The 25,828-nt window shown below is 65.0% G+C and carries 23 protein-coding genes and 1 tRNA gene; 3 read left to right on the top strand and 21 right to left on the bottom strand.

What is annotated here, in order from left to right; genetic code table 11:
* Positions 1–9 precede the first annotated feature (9 nt).
* The 15 genes from nuoH to WS69_RS09845 form a co-directional block, all read right to left on the bottom strand.
* Positions 10–1,074: an NADH-quinone oxidoreductase subunit NuoH gene (nuoH, locus tag WS69_RS09915; RefSeq protein WP_059470603.1), complete on the bottom strand. Its 1,065-nt coding sequence runs from the start codon at positions 1,072–1,074 to the stop codon at positions 10–12.
* Positions 1,075–3,405 (bottom strand): NADH-quinone oxidoreductase subunit NuoG, encoded by a 2,331-nt coding sequence (nuoG, locus tag WS69_RS09910; RefSeq protein ID WP_059470602.1) that lies wholly within the window; start codon positions 3,403–3,405, stop codon positions 1,075–1,077.
* Positions 3,406–3,487: 82 nt separating this feature from the next.
* Positions 3,488–4,798: an NADH-quinone oxidoreductase subunit NuoF gene (gene nuoF / locus WS69_RS09905; RefSeq protein WP_059470601.1), complete on the bottom strand. Its 1,311-nt coding sequence runs from the start codon at positions 4,796–4,798 to the stop codon at positions 3,488–3,490.
* Positions 4,795–5,280, bottom strand: a complete 486-nt coding sequence (nuoE, locus tag WS69_RS09900; RefSeq protein ID WP_010102520.1) for an NADH-quinone oxidoreductase subunit NuoE — start codon at positions 5,278–5,280, stop codon at positions 4,795–4,797. The genes nuoF and nuoE overlap by 4 nt, the downstream gene beginning before the upstream one ends.
* 168 nt (positions 5,281–5,448) lie before the next feature.
* Positions 5,449–6,702, bottom strand: a complete 1,254-nt coding sequence (locus tag WS69_RS09895) for an NADH-quinone oxidoreductase subunit D (protein WP_059470600.1) — start codon at positions 6,700–6,702, stop codon at positions 5,449–5,451.
* Positions 6,703–6,711: 9 nt separating this feature from the next.
* Positions 6,712–7,314 (bottom strand): NADH-quinone oxidoreductase subunit C, encoded by a 603-nt coding sequence (locus tag WS69_RS09890; protein ID WP_059470599.1) that lies wholly within the window; start codon positions 7,312–7,314, stop codon positions 6,712–6,714.
* A gap of 20 nt (positions 7,315–7,334) precedes the next feature.
* Complete coding sequence (locus WS69_RS09885) at positions 7,335–7,814, bottom strand: NuoB/complex I 20 kDa subunit family protein (RefSeq protein ID WP_004186402.1); 480 nt, start codon at positions 7,812–7,814, stop codon at positions 7,335–7,337.
* Positions 7,815–7,876: 62 nt separating this feature from the next.
* Entirely contained in the window at positions 7,877–8,236 is a 360-nt protein-coding gene (locus tag WS69_RS09880; RefSeq protein ID WP_010102516.1) for an NADH-quinone oxidoreductase subunit A, read from the bottom strand.
* Between the two features lie 155 nt (positions 8,237–8,391).
* Positions 8,392–8,476, bottom strand: a tRNA-Leu gene (locus WS69_RS09875).
* A 109-nt stretch (positions 8,477–8,585) separates the two neighbouring features.
* Positions 8,586–8,960 carry a preprotein translocase subunit SecG gene (gene secG / locus WS69_RS09870; protein WP_059470598.1) on the bottom strand — a complete coding sequence of 125 codons (375 nt, stop codon included), beginning with the start codon at positions 8,958–8,960 and terminating at the stop codon, positions 8,586–8,588.
* A gap of 81 nt (positions 8,961–9,041) precedes the next feature.
* Positions 9,042–9,842: a triose-phosphate isomerase gene (gene tpiA / locus WS69_RS09865; protein WP_197419235.1), complete on the bottom strand. Its 801-nt coding sequence runs from the start codon at positions 9,840–9,842 to the stop codon at positions 9,042–9,044.
* 59 nt (positions 9,843–9,901) lie between these two features.
* Positions 9,902–10,921 (bottom strand): NAD(P)H-quinone oxidoreductase, encoded by a 1,020-nt coding sequence (locus WS69_RS09860; RefSeq protein WP_059470597.1) that lies wholly within the window; start codon positions 10,919–10,921, stop codon positions 9,902–9,904.
* A 116-nt stretch (positions 10,922–11,037) separates the two neighbouring features.
* The gene (gene pnp / locus WS69_RS09855) at positions 11,038–13,179 is read right to left on the bottom strand and encodes a polyribonucleotide nucleotidyltransferase (RefSeq protein WP_059470596.1); all 2,142 of its coding nucleotides are present in this window, start codon (positions 13,177–13,179) and stop codon (positions 11,038–11,040) included.
* A 302-nt stretch (positions 13,180–13,481) separates the two neighbouring features.
* Positions 13,482–13,751: a 30S ribosomal protein S15 gene (rpsO, locus tag WS69_RS09850; RefSeq protein WP_004185828.1), complete on the bottom strand. Its 270-nt coding sequence runs from the start codon at positions 13,749–13,751 to the stop codon at positions 13,482–13,484.
* Positions 13,752–13,857: 106 nt separating this feature from the next.
* Positions 13,858–15,132, bottom strand: a complete 1,275-nt coding sequence (locus WS69_RS09845) for a branched-chain amino acid ABC transporter substrate-binding protein (protein WP_059470595.1) — start codon at positions 15,130–15,132, stop codon at positions 13,858–13,860.
* Between the two features lie 332 nt (positions 15,133–15,464).
* Between WS69_RS09845 and WS69_RS09840 the strand changes: the two genes are divergently transcribed.
* The 3 genes from WS69_RS09840 (at position 15,465) to WS69_RS09830 (ending at position 18,641) form a co-directional block, all read left to right on the top strand.
* A complete protein-coding gene (locus WS69_RS09840) occupies positions 15,465–15,977 on the top strand; it encodes a hypothetical protein (protein ID WP_059470594.1) in 513 nt (170 codons plus the stop codon).
* Positions 15,978–16,416: 439 nt separating this feature from the next.
* Positions 16,417–17,052 (top strand): carbonic anhydrase, encoded by a 636-nt coding sequence (locus tag WS69_RS09835; protein WP_059470593.1) that lies wholly within the window; start codon positions 16,417–16,419, stop codon positions 17,050–17,052.
* A gap of 53 nt (positions 17,053–17,105) precedes the next feature.
* Positions 17,106–18,641, top strand: coding sequence for a SulP family inorganic anion transporter (locus WS69_RS09830; RefSeq protein WP_059470592.1), 1,536 nt, complete (start codon positions 17,106–17,108; stop codon positions 18,639–18,641).
* A 127-nt stretch (positions 18,642–18,768) separates the two neighbouring features.
* Here the strand turns inward: WS69_RS09830 and WS69_RS09825 are convergent, their stop codons facing one another.
* The 6 genes from WS69_RS09825 to WS69_RS09800 all read right to left on the bottom strand — a co-directional run bounded on the left by WS69_RS09825 (position 18,769) and on the right by WS69_RS09800 (position 25,802).
* A complete protein-coding gene (locus WS69_RS09825; protein WP_059470591.1) occupies positions 18,769–20,316 on the bottom strand; it encodes a 2-isopropylmalate synthase in 1,548 nt (515 codons plus the stop codon).
* Positions 20,317–20,674: 358 nt separating this feature from the next.
* Positions 20,675–21,547, bottom strand: coding sequence for a CDP-diacylglycerol--serine O-phosphatidyltransferase (gene pssA, locus WS69_RS09820; RefSeq protein WP_059470590.1), 873 nt, complete (start codon positions 21,545–21,547; stop codon positions 20,675–20,677).
* 16 nt (positions 21,548–21,563) lie between these two features.
* Positions 21,564–22,214 (bottom strand): phosphatidylserine decarboxylase, encoded by a 651-nt coding sequence (locus WS69_RS09815; protein ID WP_059470589.1) that lies wholly within the window; start codon positions 22,212–22,214, stop codon positions 21,564–21,566.
* Positions 22,215–22,334: 120 nt separating this feature from the next.
* On the bottom strand, positions 22,335–23,351 hold the full coding sequence (gene ilvC / locus WS69_RS09810; protein WP_059470588.1) for a ketol-acid reductoisomerase: 1,017 nt from the start codon (positions 23,349–23,351) through the stop codon (positions 22,335–22,337).
* 82 nt (positions 23,352–23,433) lie between these two features.
* The gene (ilvN, locus tag WS69_RS09805) at positions 23,434–23,925 is read right to left on the bottom strand and encodes an acetolactate synthase small subunit (protein WP_004186134.1); all 492 of its coding nucleotides are present in this window, start codon (positions 23,923–23,925) and stop codon (positions 23,434–23,436) included.
* Positions 23,926–24,038: 113 nt separating this feature from the next.
* Positions 24,039–25,802: an acetolactate synthase 3 catalytic subunit gene (locus WS69_RS09800; protein ID WP_059470587.1), complete on the bottom strand. Its 1,764-nt coding sequence runs from the start codon at positions 25,800–25,802 to the stop codon at positions 24,039–24,041.
* Positions 25,803–25,828 lie beyond the last annotated feature (26 nt).

Below are 25,828 nucleotides of genomic sequence, written 5' to 3'. Positions count from 1 at the left end.
GTCCGCCCCTTATTGCCAGATATTCAGCGGCGACATCATCCAGAAACCGACCACGACCACCCAGATCACGCACACCGGCAGGAATATCTTCCAGCCGAGGCGCATGATCTGGTCGTAGCGGAAACGCGGGAACGTCGCACGGGCCCAAATGAACACCGACAGCAGCGCGAAGACTTTCAGCACCAGCCAGAAGATGCCCGGAATGAACGACAGGAATCCGAACGGCGCATCCCAGCCGCCGAGGAACAGCGTCGCCGCCATCGCCGAGATCACGATCATGTTGATGTACTCGGCGAGGAAGAACAGCGCAAACGCCATGCCCGAGTAATCGATCATGTGACCCGCGACGATCTCCGACTCCCCTTCCACCACGTCGAACGGGTGGCGGTTCGTTTCGGCGATGCCGGAGATGAAGTAGATGACGAACACGGGCAGGAGCGGCAGCCAGTTCCACGACAGGAAGTTGACGCCGTGGCCCGCGAAGAAGCCGTGCTGCTGCGAGCCGACGATCTCCGACAGGTTCAGGCTGCCCGCCGTCATCAGCACGAGCACGAGGGCGAAGCCCATCGAGATTTCGTACGACACCATCTGAGCGGCCGCGCGCATCGCGCCGAGGAACGCATACTTCGAGTTCGACGCCCAGCCGGCGAGAATCACCGCGTAGACGCCGACCGACGAGATCGCCATCGCGTACAGCAGACCCGCGTTGACGTTCGCGAGCACCGCGCCCGCCTGGAACGGAATCACCGCCCACACGGCGAACGCCGGCACGACCGTCATCACCGGCGCGATCAGATACAGCCAGCGGCTCGCCGCCGTCGGATGAATCACTTCCTTCAGCAGCAGCTTCAGCACGTCGGCGATCGGCTGCAGCAAACCGGCGGGGCCGACGCGGTTCGGACCGAGACGCACGTGCATCCAGCCGATCAGCTTGCGCTCCCACAGAATCAGGTACGCGACGCTCAGCAGGATCACGACGGCGACGACGATGATGCGCACGAGCGCCCACACCGTCGGCCATGCGACGCCGAGAAGCTGGGCTCCGCCCGAGTTGATCGTATCGAACAAGCTCATTTACGCCTTCTCCACCACCAGTTCACCGGACAGGCTGCCGAGCGCTGCGCCGGCAGGCGTGGCCGCCGACACGCGAACGACCGTCTCCGCAAGGTTCTCGTCGCGCACGGCCGGCAACTGCACCGTGCGATCGCCTTGACGCACGCGCACCGCGTCGCCGTTCTTCAGGCCGAGCTTGTCGAACAGCCCGGCAGGCAGGCCCACCTTGTGTGCGACCTTCGACGCGGCCGTCAGGTGCAACGCGCCCGCGCGGCGCGACAGCGCGTCGGCGTGGTAGATCGGCACGTCGGCGAGGCGCTCGAGGCCGCCGTCGGCCGCCTTCGCGGCGGCGCGTGCGGGCGCTGCCGAAGTCTTGTTCGACAGGCGCGGCGCGATGTCCTCGTCGCCGAGCGCGGCGACGCGCACTTCTTCCGACGTCTCGTATTCGAAATTCGGCAGGCCGAGCAGGCTGCCGAGCACGCGCAGCACCTTCCACGCAGGACGCGTGTCGCCGAGCGGACGCACGACGCCGTTGAACGACTGCGCGCGCCCTTCCGCGTTCACGTACGTGCCGGCCGTCTCGGTGAACGGCGCGATCGGCAGCAGCACGTCGGCGTAGTCGAGGCCATACTTGAACGGCGACAGCACGACGACCGTCTCCGCCTGCTTCAGCGCGGCGAGCGCCTGCGCCGGATCGGCGGTATCGAATTCGGGTTCGACGTTGAGGAGCACGTAGCCCTTGCGCGGCTGCGCGAACGCGTCGCGCGCGTTCAGGCCGTTCGCGCCCGGCAGCGCGCCGACGAGGTGCGCGCCGACCGTGTTCGCCGCTTCCGTCAGGAAGCCGAGCGTCGCGCCCGCGGCATCGGCAATCCATTGCGCGGTTGCATGGATCTGCGCGAATTGCGGATGCCGGACCGCGCTGTTGCCGAGCAACACGACGCGGCGCTCGCCGTTCACGAGCGACTGCGCGACCGCTCGCGCGGCGCTCGACGCCTCGACGCCCGCGAGCGCATCCGGCAACGCGACGCCGCGCGCCTGTGCGACGGCGGCCGCGATGCCCGCGAGCTCGTCGAGCCATGCCGACGGCGCGGCGACGATGCGTTGCGCGGTCGGGATCAGCGAATCGTCGCCCGTCGCATGCAGGAAATGCAGCGTCGCGCCGCTCTTCGCCGCCTGGCGCAGGCGCGCTGCGAAGAGCGGATGATCGCGGCGCAGGAACGAGCCGACGACGAACGCGGCGTCGACGCCCGACAGATCGGCGATCGGCATCCCGAGCCACGGCGCGCCCTGGGCGGCCACCGAGAAATCGGTTTGACGCAGACGGAAATCGAGGTTCGGCGTCTTCAGCTCGTGCGCGAGCTGCTTGAGCAGGAACAGTTCCTCGACTGTGCTGTGCGCGCTGGCGAGCGTGGCGAGCGCGGACGCGCCGTGCTCGTCGCTGATGCCCTTCAGGCCGCGCGCGACGTATTCGAGCGCAGTCTGCCAGTCGACTTCGCGCCACTCGCCGCCCTGCTTGATCATCGGCTTCGTCAGGCGATCTTCGCTATTCAGGCCTTCGTACGAGAAGCGGTCCTTGTCCGAGATCCAGCACTCGTTGACGGCTTCGTTCTCGAACGGCAGCACGCGCATCACGCGGTTGTTCTTCACCTGCACGACGAGGTTCGCGCCGACGGAATCGTGCGGGCTCACCGATTTGCGGCGCGACAGTTCCCACGTGCGGGCGCTGTAGCGGAACGGCTTGCTCGTCAGCGCGCCGACCGGGCACAGATCGATCATGTTGCCCGACAGTTCGGAATCGACCGTCTTGCCGACGAACGTCGTGATTTCGGAATGCTCGCCGCGCCCCAGCATGCCGAACTCCATCACGCCGGCGATTTCCTGGCCGAAGCGCACGCAGCGCGTGCAGTGGATGCAGCGCGACATCTCTTCCATCGAGATGAGCGGGCCGACTTCCTTGTGGAACACGACGCGCTTCTCTTCCGCGTAGCGCGACGACGACTTGCCGTAGCCGACCGCGAGATCCTGCAGCTGGCATTCGCCGCCCTGATCGCAGATCGGGCAGTCGAGCGGATGGTTGATGAGCAGGAACTCCATCACCGACTGCTGCGCCTTCACGGCCTTGTCAGAGTTGGTGTGGACGATCATGCCGGCCGACACGGGCGTCGCGCACGCGGGCACCGCCTTCGGCATCTTCTCGACTTCGACGAGACACATCCGGCAGTTGGCCGCAACCGACAGCTTCTTGTGATAGCAGAAGTGAGGAATGTACGTGTCCGCCTTGTGCGCAGCCTGGATCACCATGCTGCCTTCGGGCACCTCGACCTTCTTGCCGTCTATTTCAAGTTCAACCATGATGGTGAATGGTCCTTAACCTATTACCGCTCGCCCGCGTCCGCTCGACCGGGCGCTCGAATTCTGCAATCGGGTTGCGCCGTCAGGCCGCGGCCGCATGCGCGTGGCCGCCGACCATGCAGTGCTTGTGCTCGACGTGGTACGCGAATTCGTCCCAGTAGTGCTTGAGCATGCCGCGCACCGGCATCGCCGCCGCGTCGCCGAGCGCGCAGATTGTGCGGCCCATGATGTTCTCCGCGACCGAGTTCAGCAGATCCAGGTCTTCCTGGCGACCTTCGCCGTGCTCGATGCGGTTCACGACGCGGTACAACCAGCCCGTGCCTTCGCGGCACGGCGTGCACTGGCCGCACGACTCTTCGTAATAGAAGTACGACAGGCGCAGGAGCGAGCGCACCATGCAGCGCGTCTCGTCCATCACGATCACCGCGCCGGAACCGAGCATCGAGCCCGCCTTCGCGATCGAGTCGTAGTCCAGATCGGTCTGCATCATGATGTCGCCCGGGATCACCGGCGCCGACGAGCCGCCCGGGATCACCGCCTTGATCTTCTTGCCGCCGCGCATGCCGCCGGCGAGTTCCATCAGCGTCGCGAACGGCGTGCCGAGCGGCACTTCATAGTTGCCAGGACGCTCGACGTCGCCCGACACCGAGAAGATCTTCGTGCCGCCGTTGTTCGGCTTGCCCATTTCGAGATAATTCTGCGGGCCGACTGCGAGCAGGAACGGCACCGCGGCGAATGTCTCGGTGTTGTTGATCGTGGTCGGCTTGCCGTAGACGCCGAAGCTCGCCGGGAACGGCGGCTTGAAGCGCGGCTGGCCCTTCTTGCCTTCGAGCGATTCGAGCAGCGCTGTTTCCTCGCCGCAGATGTACGCGCCGTAGCCGTGATGCGCGTGCAGCTGGAACGAGAATCCCGACCCCATGATGTCGTCGCCGAGGAAGCCGGCGCGGCGCGCTTCCTCGAGCGCGTCCTCGAAGCGTCGATACACTTCGAAGATTTCGCCGTGGATGTAGTTGTAGCCGACGGTGATGCCCATCGCGTACGCGCCGATGGCCATGCCTTCGATCAGCGCGTGCGGGTTCCAGCGCAGGATGTCGCGATCCTTGAACGTGCCCGGCTCGCCTTCGTCCGAGTTGCAGACGAGATACTTCTGGCCCGGGAACTGACGCGGCATGAAGCTCCACTTCAGGCCGGTCGGAAAGCCCGCGCCGCCGCGGCCGCGCAAGCCCGACGCCTTCACGTCGGCGATCACCTGCTCGGGCGGAATCTTTTCTTCGAGGATGCGGCGCAGCTGCGCGTAGCCGCCGCGCGCGACGTAGTCTTCGAGATGCCAGTTCTCGCCGGTGAGGCCGGCGAGGATCAGCGGTTTGATGTGACGATCGTGGAGGGACGTCATTTCGAGAGCTCCTCAAGCAGCTGGTCGATCTTCTCGCGGCTCATGAAGCTGCACATTTTGTGATTGTTGAGCAGCAGCACCGGCGCATCGCCGCACGCGCCGAAGCACTCGCCTTCCTTCAGCGTGAACTTGCCGTCCGGCGTCGTTTCGCCGAAGTCGATGCCGAGCTTCTGCTTCAGATATTCGGCCGTCGCTTCAGCGCCGCCGTGCGGCCCGAGCTGGCACGGCAGGTTCGTGCAGAGCGTGATCTTGTGCGTGCCGACGGGCGCGAGCTCGTACATCGTGTAGAACGTCGCGACTTCCTGCACGGCGATGGCCGGCATGCCGAGATAATCCGCGACGAACTGCATCAGTTCGGGCGACAGCCAGCCATGCTCTTCCTGAGCGACGGCCAACGCCGACATCACAGCGGACTGTTTCTGATCGGCGGGATACTTCGCGATCGCTCGATCGATTTCTTTCAGGCCTTCAGCTGAGATCATTTTCAGACACGACTCTTTCAATTCCTACCGCACGAACAACCTGCCGCATGACCGATGCGGCAGACCTGGCGCTCACTGTTGACAGCTTGTTGCGACGGCGCGCCCGAGGCGCGCGCCGCGTGTGACTCGCCGCGCGCGGCCCGGCCGGGCCGGCGAGCGGCGCGACCGTCAGCGGTCGACTTCGCCGAACACGATGTCCTGCGTACCGATGATCGTGACGGCGTCGGCGATCATGTGCCCGCGCGCCATTTCGTCGAGCGCAGACAGATGGGCGTAGCCCGGTGCACGGATCTTGAGGCGATACGGCTTGTTTGCGCCGTCCGACACGAGATAGATGCCGAACTCGCCCTTCGGGTGCTCGACGGCTGCATACGTCTCGCCTTCGGGCACGTGAAAACCTTCCGTGAAGAGCTTGAAATGGTGGATCAGATCCTCCATGTTCGTCTTCATGCCGACACGCGACGGCGCCGCGATCTTGTGATTGTCGGTGATCACGGGACCAGGATTCTTGCGAAGCCACTCAATACACTGTTTCGCAATACGCGTCGACTGGCGCATCTCCTCGACACGCACGAGATAACGGTCGTAGCAATCGCCGTTCACGCCGACCGGGATATCGAAGTCGAGGCGGTCGTACACTTCGTACGGCTGCTTCTTGCGCAGGTCCCATGCAATGCCGGAGCCGCGGATCATCGGCCCCGTCAGGCCGAGCTGCAGCGCACGTTCCGGCGTCACGACGCCGATGCCGACGAGACGCTGCTTCCAGATCCGGTTGTCGGTCAGGAGCGTTTCGTATTCGTCGACGCACTTCGGGAAGCGCGTGAAGAAATCGTCGATGAAGTCGAGCACCGAGCCCTGGCGCGCTTCGTTCATCCTCGCGAGCGCCTTCTCGTTGCGGATCTTCGACGCCTTGTACTGCGGCATCGCATCCGGCAGATCGCGATAGACGCCGCCCGGACGATAATACGCCGCGTGCATGCGCGCGCCGGACACCGCCTCGTACACGTCCATCAGGTCTTCGCGCTCGCGGAACGCATAGAGGAACACCGCCATCGCGCCAACGTCGAGCGCGTGCGCGCCGATCCACATCAGGTGGTTCAGCACGCGCGTGATCTCGTCGAACAGCACGCGGATGTATTGCGCACGCTCCGGCACGTCGATGCCGAGCAGCTTCTCGATCGCGAGCACGTAGCCGTGTTCGTTCACCATCATCGACACGTAGTCGAGACGGTCCATGTACGGCACCGACTGGATGAACGTCTTGTTCTCGGCGAGCTTCTCGGTCGCGCGATGCAGAAGGCCGATGTGCGGATCGGCGCGCTGGATCACTTCGCCGTCGAGTTCGAGCACGAGGCGCAGCACGCCGTGCGCGGCCGGGTGCTGCGGACCGAAGTTGAGCGTGTAGTTCTTGATTTCAGCCATGACGCCCTCTCAATGTTTCAGACCGCCATAGCGGTCCTCGCGGATCACGCGCGGCGTGATTTCGCGCGGCTCGATCGTCACCGGCTGGTATACGACGCGCTTCTCTTCCGGGTCGTAACGCATTTCGACATAGCCCGAAACCGGGAAGTCCTTGCGGAACGGATGGCCGATGAAGCCGTAGTCGGTGAGGATGCGTCGCAGGTCGGGGTGGCCTTCGAACACGATGCCGTAGAGGTCGAATGCTTCGCGCTCGTACCAGTTCGCCGAGTTCCAGATGTCGACGACCGACGGCACGATCGGCAGATCGTCGTCCGGCGCGAACACGCGCACGCGCAGACGCCAGTTGTTCGCGATCGACAGCAGGTGCAGGACAGCGGCAAAGCGCGGGCCGTCGTAAGCACCGTCGCCGTAGGTTTGATAGTCGACGCCGCAGAGGTCGATCAACTGCTCGAAGCCGAGCGTGCGATCGTCGCGCAACGCTTTCGCGACTTCGAGATAATCGCTCGCCTTCACGACGAGCGTGAGCTCGCCAACCGCTTCTACGAGGCTCACCGCGCGCGCGCCGAGCGCGGCTTCGAGGTTCGCCTTGAGGGTCTCGATTTTGCTTGCCATGTTGTGGGGTGCTCGATGCTTTATTGACGGGCGATGGTGCTCGTGCGACGGATCTTCGCCTGCAGCTGGATCACGCCGTAGACGAGCGCCTCGGCAGTCGGCGGACAGCCCGGCACGTAGACGTCGACGGGTACGATCCGATCGCAGCCGCGCACCACCGAATACGAGTAATGGTAGTAGCCGCCGCCGTTCGCGCACGACCCCATCGAGATCACCCAGCGCGGCTCGGCCATCTGATCGTAGACGCGGCGCAGCGCGGGCGCCATCTTGTTGCAGAGCGTACCCGCGACGATCATCACATCGGATTGACGCGGGCTGGGACGGAACACGACGCCGAACCGGTCGAGGTCGTAGCGGGCGGCTCCCGCATGCATCATTTCCACAGCGCAGCACGCGAGCCCAAACGTCATCGGCCACAACGAGCCGGTACGCGTCCAGTTGATCAGCTTGTCAGCCGTCGTGGTGACAAACCCTTCCTTCAAGACCCCTTCGATACTCATTTGCTTTCCACTCCAGACAGGCGGCGACGCGTGGCCGCCCATGCAAACCGGCGATTAGCCCGTCACTCCCAGTCGAGGCCGCCCTTCTTCCAGATATAGGCAAAGCCCAGCAGGAATTCGAGCAGGAAAATCATCATTGCGATGAAACCGGGCCAGCCGATCTCGCGCAGGGCGACGCCCCACGGAAACAGGAATGCGGTCTCGAGATCGAAGATGATGAACAGAATCGCAACGAGGTAGTAGCGCACGTCGAACTTCATGCGCGCGTCCTCGAACGCCTCGAAGCCGCACTCGTATGGCGCGTTCTTGTCGCTGTCGGGCTTGTTGGGACCGAGGATCTTGCCGATGCTGACCAGCGCTATACCTAAACCAGTGCCCACCAGGAGGAACAACAAGACGGGGTAATAGGCTGCGAGGTTCAAGGCAATCCTCTATTGGTTGGTTCCAAGCGTTCCGGAGAATAACACCGATCCGGGGAAAGGATCATTTCGGACTACCGTAGAACCCAAGCTGAGCGCAAGGGTAGCCCAGAAATGAAAAATGCCAGCCACATGAAGCGGCTGGCATTGAGTAACTTTGGTGCCGACGGCGAGACTCGAACTCGCACAGCTTTCGCCACTACCCCCTCAAGATAGCGTGTCTACCAATTTCACCACGTCGGCACTGCATGCAACCCGGGAAGAACTTTGCATCCCGCGAATCGCTTCAAGAATTAAATTCTAACCCGGCTCTTCAAATTGTTCAACGCACAAACGCGAAATTTTTGAAAATTTATTTCGGCACATCCTGACCGGGCGCAGACGCGGCCGACACGGCAGCCGGCGCGGACGCCGCAGGCGCTTGCGGCGCAGCAACCGACGACGCAGGCGCGGGAGCCGCGCCGAGCAGGCCGACCGACGGTGCCGACTTGTACGAACCGAGATACGTCAACGCGAGCGTCGCGACGAAGAAGATCGTCGCCAGGACCGCTGTCGTGCGTGACAGGAAATTTGCCGAGCCAGTCGCGCCGAAGAGACTGCCCGACGCACCGCTGCCGAACGCCGCGCCCATGTCGGCACCCTTGCCATGCTGCAGCAACACGAGGCCGATCACGCCGAGTGCGGACAGCAGTTGGACCACAATGATCAAGACTTTAAAATACGGCATACATTCACCTGTTTGGTTTAAGCAACCGGCGCACCTGCCGGCTGCCCCGATATCCTTCGCGCGCTCGCGTTGTGCGAACGCCTACTGCGCTGCCCGGCAGATCGCCAGAAAATCCCCGCTCTTCAACGACGCGCCGCCGATCAGGCCGCCGTCGATGTCCGGCTGACCGAACAGCTCGGCCGCATTGTCGGCCTTCACGCTGCCGCCGTACAGCAGCGACACGTGCTCCGCCCCTTTCGCGGCAAGCCGTGCGCGCAGGAACGCGTGTACCTGCTGCGCCTGCTCGGCCGTCGCGCTCTTGCCCGTGCCGATCGCCCAGACCGGCTCGTACGCGACGACAATGCGCGCCGCGTCGTCCGCCGACAACACCGCAAGCACTGCGTCGAGCTGCGCGCCGACGACCTGCTCGGTCGCCCCCGCTTCGCGCTCGGCGAGCGTCTCGCCAACGCAGACGACGGGCGTCAGGCCCGTGGCGAGCGCACGCTGCGCCTTCGTCGCGACGGCCTCGTTCGATTCGCCGTGATACGCACGGCGCTCCGAGTGCCCGACGATCGCGTAAGCCGCACCGAACTCCGCCACCATGCCGGCCGCGACTTCACCCGTGTAAGCGCCCTGCTCATGCGCGGATACGTCCTGCGAGCCCCACGCGACGCGACCGCCCTGGAGCTGCGCCTGCGCCTGCGCGAGATACGGGAACGGCACGCACACGCCGATGCCGACATTGTCGTGCACCGCCTGCGCGCCTTGCGCGACTTCGTTCAGCAATGCCTGGTTGCCGCTCAAGCGACCGTGCATCTTCCAGTTGCCGATCACCCGCTTGATTCTTTGTTTCGACATCGTTTGTCTCGTCGTTGACGCGCCGAAGCCGGGCGTCGTGTTCATCTGGCGAAGCGAACCCGCGATTTTACTGCGGCGCTCTAGAACCGGTCAAACCACGGGTGTCAAGCGTTCGCACCCCAATCGAGCATGATCTTGCCGACGTGCTCGCTGCTTTCCATCAGCGCATGCGCGTCCGACGCCTGCGCGGCCGACAGCACGCGGTATATGACGGGCTTCACGCGTCCGTCCTCGATGAGCGGCCACACGTGCTCCTTCAGCTGCGCGGCGATGCGCGCCTTGAACTCGACGGGACGCGGCCGCAGCGTCGAGCCCGTGACCGTCAGACGGCGGCGCAGGATCTCGCCCAGATTGATCTCCGATTTCGCACCGCCGAGAAGCGCGATCACGACGAGCCGGCCGCCGTCGGCGAGCGCCGTCAACTCGCGAGGCACGTACGCGCCCGCGACCATGTCGAGAATCACGTCGACGCCGCGGTCGTGCGTCAGCGATTTCACGACTTCGACGAAATCCTCAGTCTTGTAGTTGATCGCGCGCTCCGCGCCGAGCTGCTCGCATGCGCGGCACTTGTCGTCGGTGCCCGCCGTCGCGAACACGCGAAAGCCGAGCGCATGCGCGATCTGGATCGCCGTCACGCCAATGCCGCTCGAGCCGCCCTGCACTAGAAACGTTTCCTGCGCACCGCCCTCGCCCGCCCCCAGTTGCGCGCGATCGAACACATTGCTCCATACCGTGAAGAACGTCTCGGGCAGCGATGCGGCCTCGACGTCGGTCAGCCCCTTCGGCGCCGGCAGGCACTGCGCGAGCGGCGCGGCCACGTACTCGGCATAGCCGCCGCCCGCGAGCAGCGCGCAGACGCGGTCGCCGAGCTTCAGGCCGAACGGGTTCGTCGCGAGGTCGGAAAGGTCGCCGCCGACGATCTCGCCGGCGACCTCGAGGCCCGGCAGATCCGACGCGCCGGGCGGCGGCGCATAAGCGCCCTTTCTCTGGAACACGTCCGGACGGTTGACGCCGGACGCCGCCACCTTGATCAGCACCTCGCCGCGCTTCGGTTCCGGCTGCGGGCGCTCCGTCAGCTTCAGCACGTCGGGCGCGCCGAATTCGGTGATTTCGATCGCTTTCATGCACGTCGCTCCCAGAGCGTGACGGGTTTGCGCGCGCGATGCGCGCCCCGCAAACCGGTCCATCCTATGAAAAAACGGCCGGCGCGCATTCGCGCTGCCGGCCGTTTCATCGCCGCTTACTGCTGCGGCGGCGTATCCGACTGACCCGCCGCTTCGTTCAGCAGCGCCTTCGCCGACAGACGCACGCGTCCCTTCTCGTCCGTCTGGATCACCTTGACCTTCACCTGCTGACCTTCCTTCAGGTAGTCGTTGATGTCCTTCACCCGCTCGTTGACGATTTCCGAGATGTGCAGCAGGCCGTCCTTGCCTGGCAGCAGGTTCACGATTGCACCGAAATCGAGCAGCTTCAGCACCGTGCCCTCATACACCTGGCCGACTTCGATCTCGGCCGTGATGTTCTCGATGCGCTTCTTCGCTTCGGCCATGCCTTCGCTGTTCGTGCTCGCGATCGTCACGACGCCGTCGTCCGAGATGTCGATCGTCGTGCCGGTTTCCTCGGTCAGCGCGCGGATCACCGAGCCGCCCTTGCCGATCACGTCGCGGATCTTTTCCGGGTTGATCTTGATCGTAATCATGCGCGGCGCGAATTCGGACAGTTGCGTGTTCGCACCTGCGACCGCTTCCTTCATCTTGCCGAGGATGTGCATGCGGCCTTCCTTCGCCTGCGCGAGCGCAACCTGCATGATTTCCTTCGTGATGCCCTGGATCTTGATGTCCATCTGCAGCGCCGTCACGCCATCTGCCGTACCGGCCACCTTGAAGTCCATGTCGCCGAGGTGATCTTCGTCGCCGAGGATGTCGGTCAGCACCGCGAACTTGTTGCCTTCGAGAATCAGGCCCATCGCGATGCCCGCGACGTGCGCCTTCATCGGCACGCCTGCGTCCATCAGCGCGAGGCAGCCGCCGCACACCGACGCCATCGACGACGAACCGTTCGACTCGGTGATTTCCGACACGACGCGGATCGAGTAGCCGAATTCGTCTGCGCTCGGCAGGCACGCGACGAGCGCGCGCTTCGCGAGGCGGCCGTGGCCGATTTCGCGGCGCTTCGGCGAACCGACGCGGCCCGTTTCGCCGGTCGCGAACGGAGGCATGTTGTAGTGGAGCATGAAGCGTTCGCGGTATTCGCCTTCGAGCGCGTCGATGATCTGCTCGTCACCCTTGGTGCCGAGCGTCGCGACGACGAGCGCCTGCGTCTCGCCGCGCGTGAAGAGCGCCGAGCCGTGCGTGCGCGGCAGCACGCCCGTGCGGATCTCGATCGGGCGCACGGTGCGCGTGTCGCGGCCGTCGATGCGCGGCTCGCCGTTCAGGATCTGCGAGCGAACGATCTTCGCTTCGAGATCGAACAGGATGTTGCCGACCGTCGCCGAATCGGCGGCTTCGGCGTTCGACGCCGCCGATTCTTCCGCGAGCTTCGCGGTAGCGGCTGCGTAGACTGCCTTCAGCTTCGTCGAGCGCGACTGCTTTTCGCGGATCTGGTAGGCTGCCTGCAGGTCGGCTTGCGCGAGCTCGGTCACGCGCGCGATCAGCGCTTCGTTCTTGGCAGCCGGCTGCCAGTCCCACTCGGGCTTGCCGCCTTCGCGCACGAGTTCGTGAATCGCGTCGATCGCCTTTTGCATCTGCTCGTGGCCGAACACCACGGCGCCCAGCATCACGTCTTCCGGCAGTTGCTCGGCTTCCGACTCGACCATCAGCACGGCACGCTCCGTGCCCGCGACGACGAGGTCGAGGCGCGACGCCTTGATCTGCTCGCGCGTCGGGTTCAGCACGTATTCGTTGTCGATGTACGCGACGCGCGCGGCGCCGACCGGGCCGTTGAACGGCAGCCCCGACACGGCGAGCGCAGCCGACGCGCCGATGAGCGCCGGGATATCGGCCGGGACTTCCGGGTTCACCGACAGCACGTGGATCACGACCTGCACTTCGTTATAAAAACCTTCCGGGAAGAGCGGGCGCAGCGGACGGTCGATGAGACGCGACGTCAGCGTCTCGTGCTCCGACGGACGGCCTTCGCGGCGGAAGAAGCCGCCCGGAATCTTGCCGGCCGAGTAGGTCTTTTCGATGTAGTCGACGGTGAGCGGGAAAAAGTCCTGGCCCGGCTTCGCCGACTTCGCGCCGACGACCGTCGCGAGGACGACGGTGTCCTCGATGTCGACGAGCACGGCGCCGCTAGCCTGGCGCGCGATCTCGCCGGTTTCGAGGCGCACCTTGTGCTGGCCCCACTGGAATTCCTTCACGACTTTGTTGAACAGAGACATGGTCGCTCCTTTCGTTCTATGACTGGATCGCCGTGCGCGGACGAAGCCGGCATGGCGGCGGCGCGACCGGGCCACATGGGAAGAGGTGTGTTTTTTATGCCATTCCAGCGCCGTGCTCGCCGCTCGGCGTCGAGCGGGACGCGAACAGCGCGCTGGAATGACACAAAGCTCAACCCTTGTGCGCCTGGCCGGTTGTGGGCTTCGACAGCCCGACGGCATGCATCGTGCGTGCCGCGAAAAAACAAAATGCCTGTATCAGCAGACTGACACAGGCATCTTGCTGGAGGCGAGCAACGCCCCGCTTACTTACGCAGACCCAGCTTCTCGATCAGCGCGCGGTAACGGTCGGCATCCTTGCCCTTGAGGTAGTCGAGCAGCTTGCGGCGGCGGCTCACCATGCGCAGCAGGCCGCGGCGGCTGTGGTGATCCTTCGCGTGGGTCTTGAAGTGACCCGTCAGTTCCGTGATGCGCGCCGTCAGCAGCGCGACCTGCACTTCGGGCGAGCCCGTGTCGTTGGCGCCGCGCGCGAACTGAGCAACAACTTCCGACTTCTTGATATCAGCAACAGACATTTGATTTCCTTTCGACTGAACAGGCGGACACGGAAGAACGGCCGTGCCGTGATTTACAACCGGCGCGCATTGTAGCACAAGTCACCCTGCCGGCGAACCCCGCCTTTCACGGGCGTTTCATACGGCATTCAGCGGAAGCCGCGCCCTGCGCGGGCGGCAGCTCGAGCACCGTCCGGAAGCCGTAACCCGACCCCGCGTTGTCGAAGCGCACGCCACGCGCGCCCACGCGATCCATCTCGATCACGTAAAGGGGTTGGATCAATTGGTGGTCGGCCGCGCGCATCTGCGCCTGGTGGAAGCCGTCGTCGTAGCGCATCCCCTCGAGCGCCTTCGCGACCGCGACTGGATCGGCCAAGCCCGCGCGCGCCATCGCCGCGGCCAGCATCTCGATCATCAGACTCATCCGTCGCACCGGATAGTCGTCCTGCGGCGTCGGGAAGCGCGCGCGGAATGCGCGGTAGAACGCGTCGGACTGCGCGCCGCCCGCATTCGGATGCCAGTCGGCGACCGCGAGCACACGCTTCACGCCCGCGTCGCCGAGCGCGGCAGGCGCGTCCAGGCTGTTGCCGTAGAACGTGTAGAACTTCGTCGCGAGCCCCTGCTCGCGCGCCGCACGCACGAGCAGCGTCAGATCGTTGCCCCAGTTGCCCGTCACGACCGCATCCGCGCCGCTCGCGCGAATCTTCGCGACGTACGGCGAGAAATCTTTCACGCGTCCGATCGGATGGAATTCGTCGCCCACGATCGCGATGTCCGGCCGCCGCGCCGTCAACGCGGCGCGAGCGAGCGTGCTGACGTCGTGCCCGAAGCTGTAGTCCTGGTTCAGCAGATAGACCTTCCTGACCGCGCGATCGCGCGCGAGCACGTCGGCGAGCGCGTCCATCCGCATGCCTGCGTGCGCGTCGAAGCGGAAGTGCCAGAAGCTGCAGCCGCGGTCCGTCAGCGCGGGATCGTCGGCCGAATAGTTGAGGAACAGCGCGCGATGCTCGGGATCGCGCGCGTTCTGCTTGTCGAGCGCGGCGACGAGCGCCGCGGCGACGGCCGAGCCGTTGCCCTGCGCGACAAAGCCGATCCCCTTGTCGGTCGCGGCGCGCAACTGGACGAGCGCCTCCTCGACGCCGCCCTTGCTGTCGAGCACGACGAGCTCGAGCGGATGGGCGCCGTCGCGCAGCCGCACGCCGCCCTGCGCATTGACGCGCTCGACGCCGAAGCGCAAATTGCGCTCGACCGCCGCGCCCGCATTCGCGAACGGTCCCGACATCCCCTCGACGAGCGCGATCCGGATCGGCTCGCCCGCCGCGCCGGCCTGCGCGGGTGACAGCATCGTCAATGAGAGCGCTGCCGAGGCAGCGGCGGCAAAACGCATCCAATGGAAAGACATCGCGTGGTTTCCTGCGCAGTCCGTTCGTCGAGCGCAGGATCATAGGCGAGCGCGCGGCGGACAGGCAAGCAGGACGGCCGCGCGGACGGGTGGCGAGCGTCGAGCGATGATCGCCCGATCGGGCGCATCGACCGGACGGACGATCGGTCGGTCGATTGAATAACCCGGTCGACGCCAGCCCCATTCGTCCGCCCTCCCGATGCCGGTTCGGAATGGCGGCGCCGCCCCCCCGCCTTACTGCGGATGTCGAAGATGCCGAGCAGCGCAAACTTTTCCGCGCCGGTACGCGCGCGCATTCATTCGCCGTGATAAAACTTCGACATTCCCGCCTCATGGAGAAACGTATGTTCGCTCGTCTCCCGGTTCTGTTAGCTTGCGCGGCGGTGCTCCTCGCCGGCTGCGCCCAGCCGTGGCAGCAGTTTCACGCCGGAGAGGATTCGTCGGCGATCGTCGCCCGGATGGGTCCGCCGCGCGAAATCTACGACCTGCCGAACGGCGGCAAGCGCCTGATGTGGCCGACCCAGCCGATGGGCGAGGTCACGACGGCCGCCGACGTCGACGCCCGCGGCAGGATCGTCAACGTGCGGCAGGTGCTGCAGCCGCTCGAGTTCTATCGCGCCGAGATCGGCAAGTGGACCCGGACCGACGTGCTCGTGAACTTCGGCCGCCCGGTCGAAACGTCCTACTTCCCGCTGATGAAGCGCGAAGTGTGGACCTATCGCTACCTCGAGGACAACGTCTGGTACATGCTCTACAGCTTCTACTTCGACGATGCCGGCGTCCTGCGCCTCACGCAGAAGACGCCCGACCCGCTGCACGATCCCGATCGCCGCTCGCTATTCTGATACTTCCCGCCGCCGGCCGTTCGACCGGCGCATCCCTTCCAAAGTCATTTAGTGCGCTCGGCTTCTTAAATGACTTTTTTATCATTTTTCTCATTAGCTTTTTAAAATTCTTGTCATCTTTCATGACGCAGCAATATCCCGGTTGCCGCATCGGCGAAATCAAAAACAAAACACCCGCCTGATTCCCCTTGCCCCCACGGGACGGGCATCTCACGCCCATTTCGGTGCGATATGCACCCTTTGCAGCCATTCAATATTCACAGTTGGTGCGATCGTCCTAACCCCGAAAATAAATTGCAACAGAATATTTCAAATTGAACTTCGGATTCCGAGGTTCCCCTAATATCACACACAACAACCTTTCAATTTAGAAAGCAATTGGTTCCGTGCCGATGCATGTTTGCGTCGCCGATACCGCACGTATAAGAAGGAATCCTCAATGAATCTCCCAAAAAGCATGCTCGTCGCCAATATCGCCTGGGCCAGCGAGACGTCCGAGCGTTCGCCCGACTTCTTCGACGCGCTGTCGCGCGGACAGAACCCGCGCGTGCTGTGGATCGGCTGCGCCGACAGCCGCGTGCCGGCGGAAACCATCACGCAGAGTGCGCCCGGCGAACTATTCGTTCACCGAAACATTGCGAACATCTTCCAGCCCGACGACGACAACTGTGCAAGCGTGCTCGAATACGCGGTGCGGGTGTTGAAGGTCGATCACGTGATCGTCTGCGGGCACTACGGCTGCGGCGGCGTGCGCGCGTCGCTGCTGCCCCCGTCGCCCGAGTTGCCGCACGTGAGCCGCAGAATTGCGCCGCTTTGCGCGCTCGCCGGCCACCATCGCGCGGAACTCGACAGCGTTTCGCCCGACCAGGCCACCGACCGGCTCGCCGAGCTCAACGTGCTCGAGCAGGTCCGCCTGCTGCGCAGCTCTCCGATCATCCGCGACGCCGATCCCGCACCACTCGTGCACGGCTGGATCTTCTCGCTCGCCGACGGACGGCTCAAGGAACTCGCGTCCGGATACGCGGCCGCCGAACCGCAGCCGCAAGCCGAACGCGCAGAAGCCACGGCCGCCTGACCGGCCGGCGCCGCCGCGCCGCATTCCGCCTCAACCCGTTTTTTCCGTTCACTATGAAGAATCTACACGCTTCCTTCTCCACGTTTCCGCGCGACTTCGTGGCCGGTACCGTCGTGTTCCTCGTCGCGCTGCCACTCTGCCTCGGAATCGCCAGCGCATCCGGCGTCGAACCATTCGCCGGCCTCGTGTCCGGCATCGTCGGCGGTCTCATCGTCGCCGTACTGAGCGGTTCGCCGCTGTCCGTCAGCGGCCCCGCCGCGGGCCTCGTCGTGATCGTCGTCGACGGCATCGCCCAGCTCGGCAGCTTCCAGGCGTTCCTGCTCGCGGTGTTGTTGTCGGGCGTCATCCAGTTCGGCTTCGGTCTCCTGAAGGCGGGCCGGTTCGCCGCGTACGTGCCGTCGCCCGTGATCAAAGGGATGCTCGCCGCGATCGGGATTCTGCTCATCGTCAAGCAGATGCCGTTCGCGCTCGGCCTCGGCGGCGACGGCGACGCGCCGGGCCACGCGGTGCTCGCATCGAGCGTAATCGCGTTCGCGTCGCTCGCGCTCCTCGCCGTCTGGGAAACCCGCGCGATACGCCGCTTCGCGTTCGTGCGCCTCGTGCCCGCGCCGCTCGCCGTCGTGCTGCTCGGCATCGGCGCCACGGTCGCGCTCGGCTTCCTCGCCCCCCACTTCGCGCCGCCCGCCGAGCACCGGGTCGCATTGCCCGAGCTCGCGTCGTTCGCCGCGCTCGGCAATGCGCTGAAGACCGTCGACCTCGGCCCGAATTTCGCGCACCTGCTGAACCCCGACGTGTGGCGCATCGCGATCACGATCGCCGTCGTCGCGAGCCTCGAGACGCTGCTGAGCCTCGAAGCGGTCGAGCAAATCGATCCGAAGCGCCGCCCGAGCCAGCCGAACCGCGAGCTGAAGGCGCAAGGCGTCGGCAATCTCGTCGCGGGCGCGATCGGGGGGCTGCCGATCACGTCAGTGATCGTGCGCAGCTCGGTGAACGTGAACGCGGGCGCACAGAGCCGGATGTCGGCGATCGTGCACGGCGTGATGCTCGTCGTCAGCGTATTCGCGCTCACCGGGCTCCTCAACCTGATCCCGCTCGCGAGCCTCGCGGCGATCCTGATCCACACGGGCTTCAAGCTCGCGAAGCCGGCGCTCTTCACGTCGGTCGCGAAGCAAGGCCCCGGCGCGTTCCTGCCGTTCGCGGTGACGATCGCGGGCGTGCTCGCGATCGACCTCCTCGCCGGCATCGCGCTCGGCCTCGCCTGCTGCGTGCTGGCCGTCGCGTGCGCAAACCTGCGCAGTCCGGCAACGCTCGCGCAGCACGACGACCACTACCTGCTGTCGTTCCGCAAGGACGTGTCGTTCCTCGGCAAGGTGCAGATCAAGCACCATCTCGCGCAGATCCCGGATCGCGCGGTCGTCATCATCGACGCGACCCGCGCCGACTACATCGACCACGACGTGCGCGAGATGCTCGATGCGTTCGTCGCGGAGGCGCCGCTGCGCGAGATCACGGTCGACTACCGGCGCCAGGTCCAGCACGCGCGCGGCCGCGGCATCCGCTGGTTCTTCCGCAGTCCGAGCGCGCAGTGAGCGCTCGAGCCGGCGCATGCCGGCTCACCATGCGGTAGAAAAAACAACGCCCCGCGAGGCCATTGGCCCACGGGGCGTCGTTCATTCGGAACGCGGCGGCGATGCCGCCGCGCACGCATGGCGTGTGCTACGCGCGCTGCGGATTCAGCTTGTCGGCGTTCGAGTACAGCTTGTTCAGCGCGGCGATATACGCCTTCGCCGACGCGGCGACGATGTCCGGATCGGTGCCGACGCCGTTGACGATCCGTCCGCTCCTCGCCAGACGCACCGTCACTTCGCCCTGCGCCTGCGTGCCCGTCGTGATCGCGTTGACCGAATACAGCAGCAACTCGGCGCCGCTGCCCACTTCGGTCTCGATCGCATTGAACGTCGCGTCGACGGGGCCGTTGCCGCTCGCCTCGCCCGCCACTTCGCCGCCGTCGACCGCGAACACGACCTTCGCCTGCGGCCGCTCGCCCGTCTCCGAGCGCTGCGACAGCGACACGAACTTGTAGTGCTCATGCTCGTGCGCGAGCGCCGATTCCTCTTCGGTGACGATCGCGATGATGTCTTCGTCGAAGATCTCGGCCTTGCGGTCGGCGAGATCCTTGAAGCGCGCGAACGCGGCGTTCAGGTCGGCTTCGCTGTCGAGCGCGATGCCGAGCTCCTGCAGGCGCTGCTTGAACGCGTTGCGGCCCGACAGCTTGCCGAGCACGATCTTGTTCGCGGTCCAGCCCACGTCTTCCGCACGCATGATCTCGTACGTATCGCGCGCCTTCAATACGCCGTCCTGGTGGATGCCCGACGCGTGCGCGAACGCGTTCGCGCCGACGACCGCCTTGTTCGGCTGCACGACGAAGCCGGTGATCTGCGACACGAGCTTCGACGCCGGCACGATCTGCGTCGTGTCGATGCCGAGATCCAGGCCGAAGTAGTCCTTGCGGGTCTTCACGGCCATCACGATCTCCTCGAGCGACGTGTTGCCCGCGCGCTCGCCGAGGCCGTTGATCGTGCATTCGACCTGGCGCGCGCCGCCGATCTTCACGCCCGCGAGCGAGTTCGCGACCGCCATCCCCAGATCGTTGTGGCAATGCACCGAGAAGACCGCCTTGTCCGAGTTCGGGATGCGCTCGCGCAACGTCTTCACGAGGTTGCCGTACAGCTCCGGCACGCCATAGCCGACCGTATCCGCGATGTTGATCGTCGTCGCGCCCTCGGCGATCACGGCCTCCAGCACGCGGCAGAGGAAGTCCATGTCCGAGCGGCTGCCGTCTTCCGGCGAGAATTCGATGTTGTCGGTGAATTTGCGCGCGAAGCGCACCGCGAGGCGCGCCTGCTCGAACACCTGATCCGGCGTCATCCGCAGCTTCTTTTCCATGTGCAGCGGCGACGTCGCGATGAACGTATGGATCCGAAAGCTGTTCGCGGGCTTCAGCGCATCGGCCGCGCGCTGGATGTCCTTGTCGTTCGCGCGGGCGAGCGAGCAGATCGTGCTGTCCTTCACTTGCGACGCGATCGTGTGGATCGCGTCGAAGTCGCCGTTCGAGCTGGCCGCGAAGCCGGCTTCGATCACGTCGACCTTCATGCGCTCGAGCTGCTTCGCGATGCGGATTTTCTCTTCCTTCGTCATCGACGCACCCGGCGATTGTTCGCCGTCGCGCAACGTCGTGTCGAAAATGATCAGCTTGTCTGTCATGGGGACTCCAGGTGTCGAATGGGGAAACACACGTGATGAAGCTCGCGCCACCGCAGGCGACGCTAGACAACAGACGAAGCTCGACGGAGGGCGAAAACGATCAGCGCGGCAGGCGCGCTAGCGCTAGCGCGCGTAGCGGCGCACCGGCTAGAAGAAGGGGGAGGCGGGAAAATGCGGTCATGCCGACGAATATAGCGGCATTCCCGGCCGCGCGCAATCGGCAGCTTTCTCGGGAGCCCGAACGCCGCGCCGCGCGGCATCCGGACGAGAAAAACGGCGGCTACGCGAGCCGCCGTCCTCGGTGCGCCCGGCGCGAGCCGGACTCGATTCGACGTCACGCCAGGCCAGGAAGAGCCCGTCAGTGCTCCCGCTGCGACGAGCGCGCCGGATTGGCCCTGCCGCGCACGGCCATATAGGCCCAGAACACGTAGCCGGACAGCCCGTACAGCACGAAGAGGCCAAACAGCATCAGCGGCGGATCGGACGACACGAGCACGAACGCGACGACGACGAGCAGGATCGCCGCGAACGGCACCCGATGCCGGACGTCGAGCGCCTTGCCGCTGTAGAACGGCGCGTTCGACACCATCGTCACGCCCGCGTAGACCGTGAACGCGAACGCGACCCACGGCAGCCAGCCGAGCTTCATCGGCACGCGGTTGTCGGTCGCGAGCCATACGAAGCCCGCGATCAGCGCCGCGGCGGCCGGGCTCGGCAGGCCCTGGAAGAAGCGCTTGTCGACGACGCCGATGTTCGTGTTGAAGCGCGCGAGACGCAGCGCGGCGCCCGAGCAATAGACGAACGCGGCGAGCCAGCCCCAGCGCCCCAGATCCTTCAGCACCCATTCGTACATCACGAGCGCGGGCGCGACGCCGAACGACACCATGTCCGACAGACTGTCGAACTGCTCGCCGAACGCGCTTTGCGTGTGCGTCATCCGCGCGACGCGTCCATCCATCCCGTCAAGCACCATCGCGGCGAAGATCGCGATCGCCGCGGTTTCGAAGCGCACGTTCATCGCCTGCACGACCGCGAAGAAGCCGCAGAAGAGCGCGGCCGTCGTGAACGCGTTCGGCAGCAGGTAGATGCCGCGCGTCCTCAGGAACCGCTGACGCGCGGCGCGCCGGCTCTCGACGGGCGCGACGTCCTGCGCGACCGATTTGTTGTGACGAAACGACCGCGGCCACGGAGCATTGCCGTTGCGCGGCCGGCGCGGTTTGAATGCGGCCATCGATACGTGTTCCCGATTACTGTTGTTCGGGCAGTTCGGCGAGGATCGTCGACGATGCGGACACCTTCTCGCCGATCGACACGCGCGCGCGGCTGCCCTTCGGCAGATACACGTCGACGCGCGATCCGAAGCGGATGAAACCGTAGCGTTGGCCGCGCGACACGGGCTCGCCCGCGCGCACGTAGCAGAGGATCCGGCGGGCGACGAGGCCCGCGATCTGCACGGCCGTCACGGTCTGGCCGGCCGCCGTCTGGATCACGACCGCGTTGCGCTCGTTCTCGGCTGACGCCTTGTCGAGCGCGGCGTTCAGGAACGCGCCCGGGAAATACTCGACCTTCTGCACCGCGCCGTCGACGGGCGAGCGCTGCGAGTGGACATTGAACACGTTCATGAACACGCTGATCTTCAGCGCTTCGCGATTCGCATACGGATCGTGCGCCATTTCGACCGCGACGATACGGCCGTCGGCCGGGCACAGCACTGCGTTCGCCTGCGTCGGGATCGCGCGCGGCGGATCGCGGAAGAACTGGACCACGAAGACGAGCAGCAGCCAGAACGGCCATGCGAGGCCGAACCCGCCGATGGCATGGATCAACAGCGCGACGACGGCCGCGATCGCGATGAACGGCCAGCCTTCGCGCGCGATGATCGGATGAGGATAGTTCATGGTTCGTTCTTCGTTGAATTGCAAAGCCCGTAGGATAGCAAAAGCCGCCCTCGGCTCCGGTGCCTTCGGGCGGCTTTTTGATGCCGACCCTCGATTCGGGGGCCGGATGGGACGCGCAGCTTAGTTCTTCGACTGGTCGACGAGCTTGTTCTTCGCGATCCACGGCATCATCGCGCGCAGCTTCGCGCCGACCTGCTCGATCTGGTGCTCGGCCGTCAGGCGGCGGCGCGATTGCAGCGTCGGTGCGCCGGCCTTGTTCTCGAGAATGAAGCTCTTCGCGTATTCGCCGGTCTGGATGTCGGTCAGGCACTGCTTCATCGCCTTCTTCGTCTCTTCGGTGACGACGCGCGGGCCCGTCACGTACTCGCCGTACTCGGCGTTGTTCGAGATCGAGTAGTTCATGTTCGCGATGCCGCCTTCGTAGATCAGGTCGACGATCAGCTTCAGCTCATGCAGGCACTCGAAATACGCCATTTCCGGCGCGTAGCCCGCTTCGACCAGCGTCTCGAAACCGGCCTTGATCAGCTCGACGGTGCCGCCGCACAGCACGGCCTGCTCACCGAACAGATCGGTCTCCGTCTCCTCACGGAAGTTCGTCTCGATGATGCCGGCACGGCCGCCGCCGTTCGCCGCCGCGTACGACAGCGCGATGTCGCGCGCCGCGCCCGACTTGTCCTGCGCGACCGCGATCAGGTGCGGCACGCCGCCGCCCTGCGCGTACGTGCCGCGCACCGTGTGGCCCGGCGCCTTCGGCGCGATCATGATGACGTCCAGATCCGCGCGCGGGATCACCTGGCCGTAATGGACGTTGAAGCCGTGCGCGAACGCGAGCGTCGCGCCCTGCTTGATGTTCGCGTGCACTTCCTGCGCGTAGACGGCGGCGATCTGCTCGTCGGGCAGCAGCATCATCACGACGTCCGCGCCCTTGACGGCTTCGGCCACTTCCTTGACCGCGAGGCCGGCGTTCTCGGCCTTGCTCCACGACGCGCCGCCCTTGCGCAGGCCGACCGTCACGTTCACGCCGCTGTCCTTCAGGTTCAGTGCGTGCGCATGGCCTTGCGAGCCGTAACCGATGATCGTGACTTGCTTGCCCTTGATGAGGGAGAGGTCGGCATCCTTGTCGTAGAAAACTTTCATGATTGTTCCTTCGCTGATTCAGTGAAATTCGTTAGTGAGACCGGGCCCTGACGGCGCACCCGGCTCGTTCGGCGCGGCGGCGTCAAACCTTCAGAATGCGCTCGCCTCGACCGATGCCCGAGCTGCCGGTGCGCACGGTCTCGAGAATCGAGCCCGCGTCCAGCGCCTGAATGAATGCGTCGAGCTTGTCGCTCGCACCCGTCAATTCGATCGTGTAGGTCTTCTCGGTCACGTCGATGATACGGCCGCGGAAAATGTCCGCCATCCGCTTCATTTCTTCGCGCTCCTTGCCCACTGCCCTCACCTTGATGAGCATCAGCTCCCGCTCGATGTGTGCACCGTCGGTCAGGTCCACCACTTTCACCACCTCGATCAGGCGGTTCAGATGCTTCGTGATCTGTTCGATCACGTCGTCGGAGCCGATGGAAACGATGGTCAGGCGCGACAGCGACTGGTCTTCGGTCGGCGCCACCGTCAAGGTTTCGATGTTGTAGCCGCGTGCCGAGAACAGACCGACGACGCGCGACAACGCGCCCGGTTCGTTTTCCAGCAGGACGGAAATGATGTGTCTCATGTTCGCTTCTTCCAGAATTATCCCGTGTCGATTGCGTATCGCAGCGCACCGCCGCGTGCCACACCGCCCTTCGTGAAGGCGGCCGCCCGCGGGCTCGGGCGCGCATCGCGCCTTTACAGATCTTCCGATCCGAGCAGCATCTCGGTGATGCCCTTGCCGGCCTGGACCATCGGCCAGACGTTCTCGGTCGGGTCGGTCTGGAAGTCGAGAAACACGGTGCGGTCCTTCAGGCGTAGCGCTTCCTTCAGCGCCGGCTCGACGTCCGCGGATTTTTCGATGCGCATGCCGACATGGCCGTACGCCTCGGCGAGCTTCACGAAATCCGGCAGCGCATCCATGTACGAATGCGAATAGCGCTTGCTGTATTCGATCTGCTGCCACTGACGGACCATGCCGAGGTAGCGGTTGTTCAGCGAAATGATCTTCACCGGGGTGTCGTACTGCTTGCAGGTCGACAGCTCCTGGATGCACATCTGGATCGAGCCTTCGCCCGTGATGCAAAGCACGTCGTCGTCGGGATGCGCCATCTTGACGCCCATCGCCGCCGGCAAGCCGAAGCCCATCGTGCCGAGGCCGCCCGAATTGATCCAGCGGCGCGGCTTGTTGAAGCGGTAGAACTGCGCGGCCCACATCTGGTGCTGGCCGACGTCCGAGCAGACGAACGCGTTGCCGTCCGTCAGTTCCCATGCCTTCTCGACCACGTACTGCGGCTTGATGATCTCGCTTTCGCGGTCGTATTTCAGGCAGTCCTTCGCGCGCCAGCTTTCGATGTCCTTCCACCATTGCGCGAGCGCTTCGGTGTCCGGGCCATGCTCGGCCGTCTGCAGCTGCTCGATCAGATCCTTCAGCACTTCCTTCACGTCGCCGACGATCGGGATGTCGACCTTCACGCGCTTGCTGATCGACGACGGATCGATGTCGATGTGGATGATCTTGCGGGGACGCGACGCGAAGTGGCCCGGATCGCCGATCACGCGGTCGTCGAAGCGCGCGCCGATCGCGATCAGCACGTCGCAGTGCTGCATCGCCATGTTGGCTTCGTACGTGCCGTGCATGCCGAGCATGCCGAGGAACTTCTTGTCTGATGCGCGGTAGCCGCCGAGGCCCATCAGCGTGTTCGTGACAGGATAGCCGAGCAGGTCGGCGAACTGGTTCAGCTCGCGCGACGCGTCGGCGAGGATGATGCCGCCGCCCGTATAGATGTACGGCCGCTTCGCGGACAGGAGCAGCGCGACCGCCTTGCGGATCTGCCCTGAGTGGCCTTTCGTGACCGGGTTGTACGAGCGCAGCGACACGCTCTTGACGGGCTCGTACTCGCACGGCGTCTTCGACACGTCCTTCGGGATGTCGATCAGGACGGGACCGGGCCGGCCGGTGCGCGCGATGTAGAACGCCTTCTTGACGGTTTCCGCGAGCTCGCGCACGTCCTTCACGAGGAAGTTGTGCTTCACGCACGGCCGCGTGATGCCGACAGTGTCGCACTCCTGGAACGCGTCCTGGCCGATCGCCGCGGTCGGCACCTGGCCGCTGATCACGACGAGCGGGATCGAATCCATGTAGGCAGTGGCGATGCCCGTCACCGCGTTCGTCACGCCCGGGCCGGACGTGACGAGACACACGCCGACCTTGCCCGTCGAGCGCGAGTACGCGTCCGCGGCGTGCACGGCGGCCTGCTCGTGGCGCACGAGCACGTGTTGAATCTTGTCTTGCTTGTACAGCTCGTCGTAGATGTAGAGGACCGAGCCGCCAGGGTAGCCCCAGATGAATTCGACGTTCTCGTCGGCCAGTGCCTTCATGAGCACGGTGGCGCCGATGGAGCCGGTTTTCTGAGGGGAAAGGGATTCCGACGTGGAGAATTCCGCGCTGGGCATGTTCATCGATAACCTTTCGAATTTTCGGCAAA

Source organism: Burkholderia sp. BDU5, from assembly GCF_001522845.1.
In the GTDB taxonomy this organism is placed as follows: domain Bacteria; phylum Pseudomonadota; class Gammaproteobacteria; order Burkholderiales; family Burkholderiaceae; genus Burkholderia; species Burkholderia mayonis.
The sequence above is the reverse complement of the archived record's forward strand: the minus strand, read 5'-3'. Positions and strand labels throughout refer to the sequence as shown.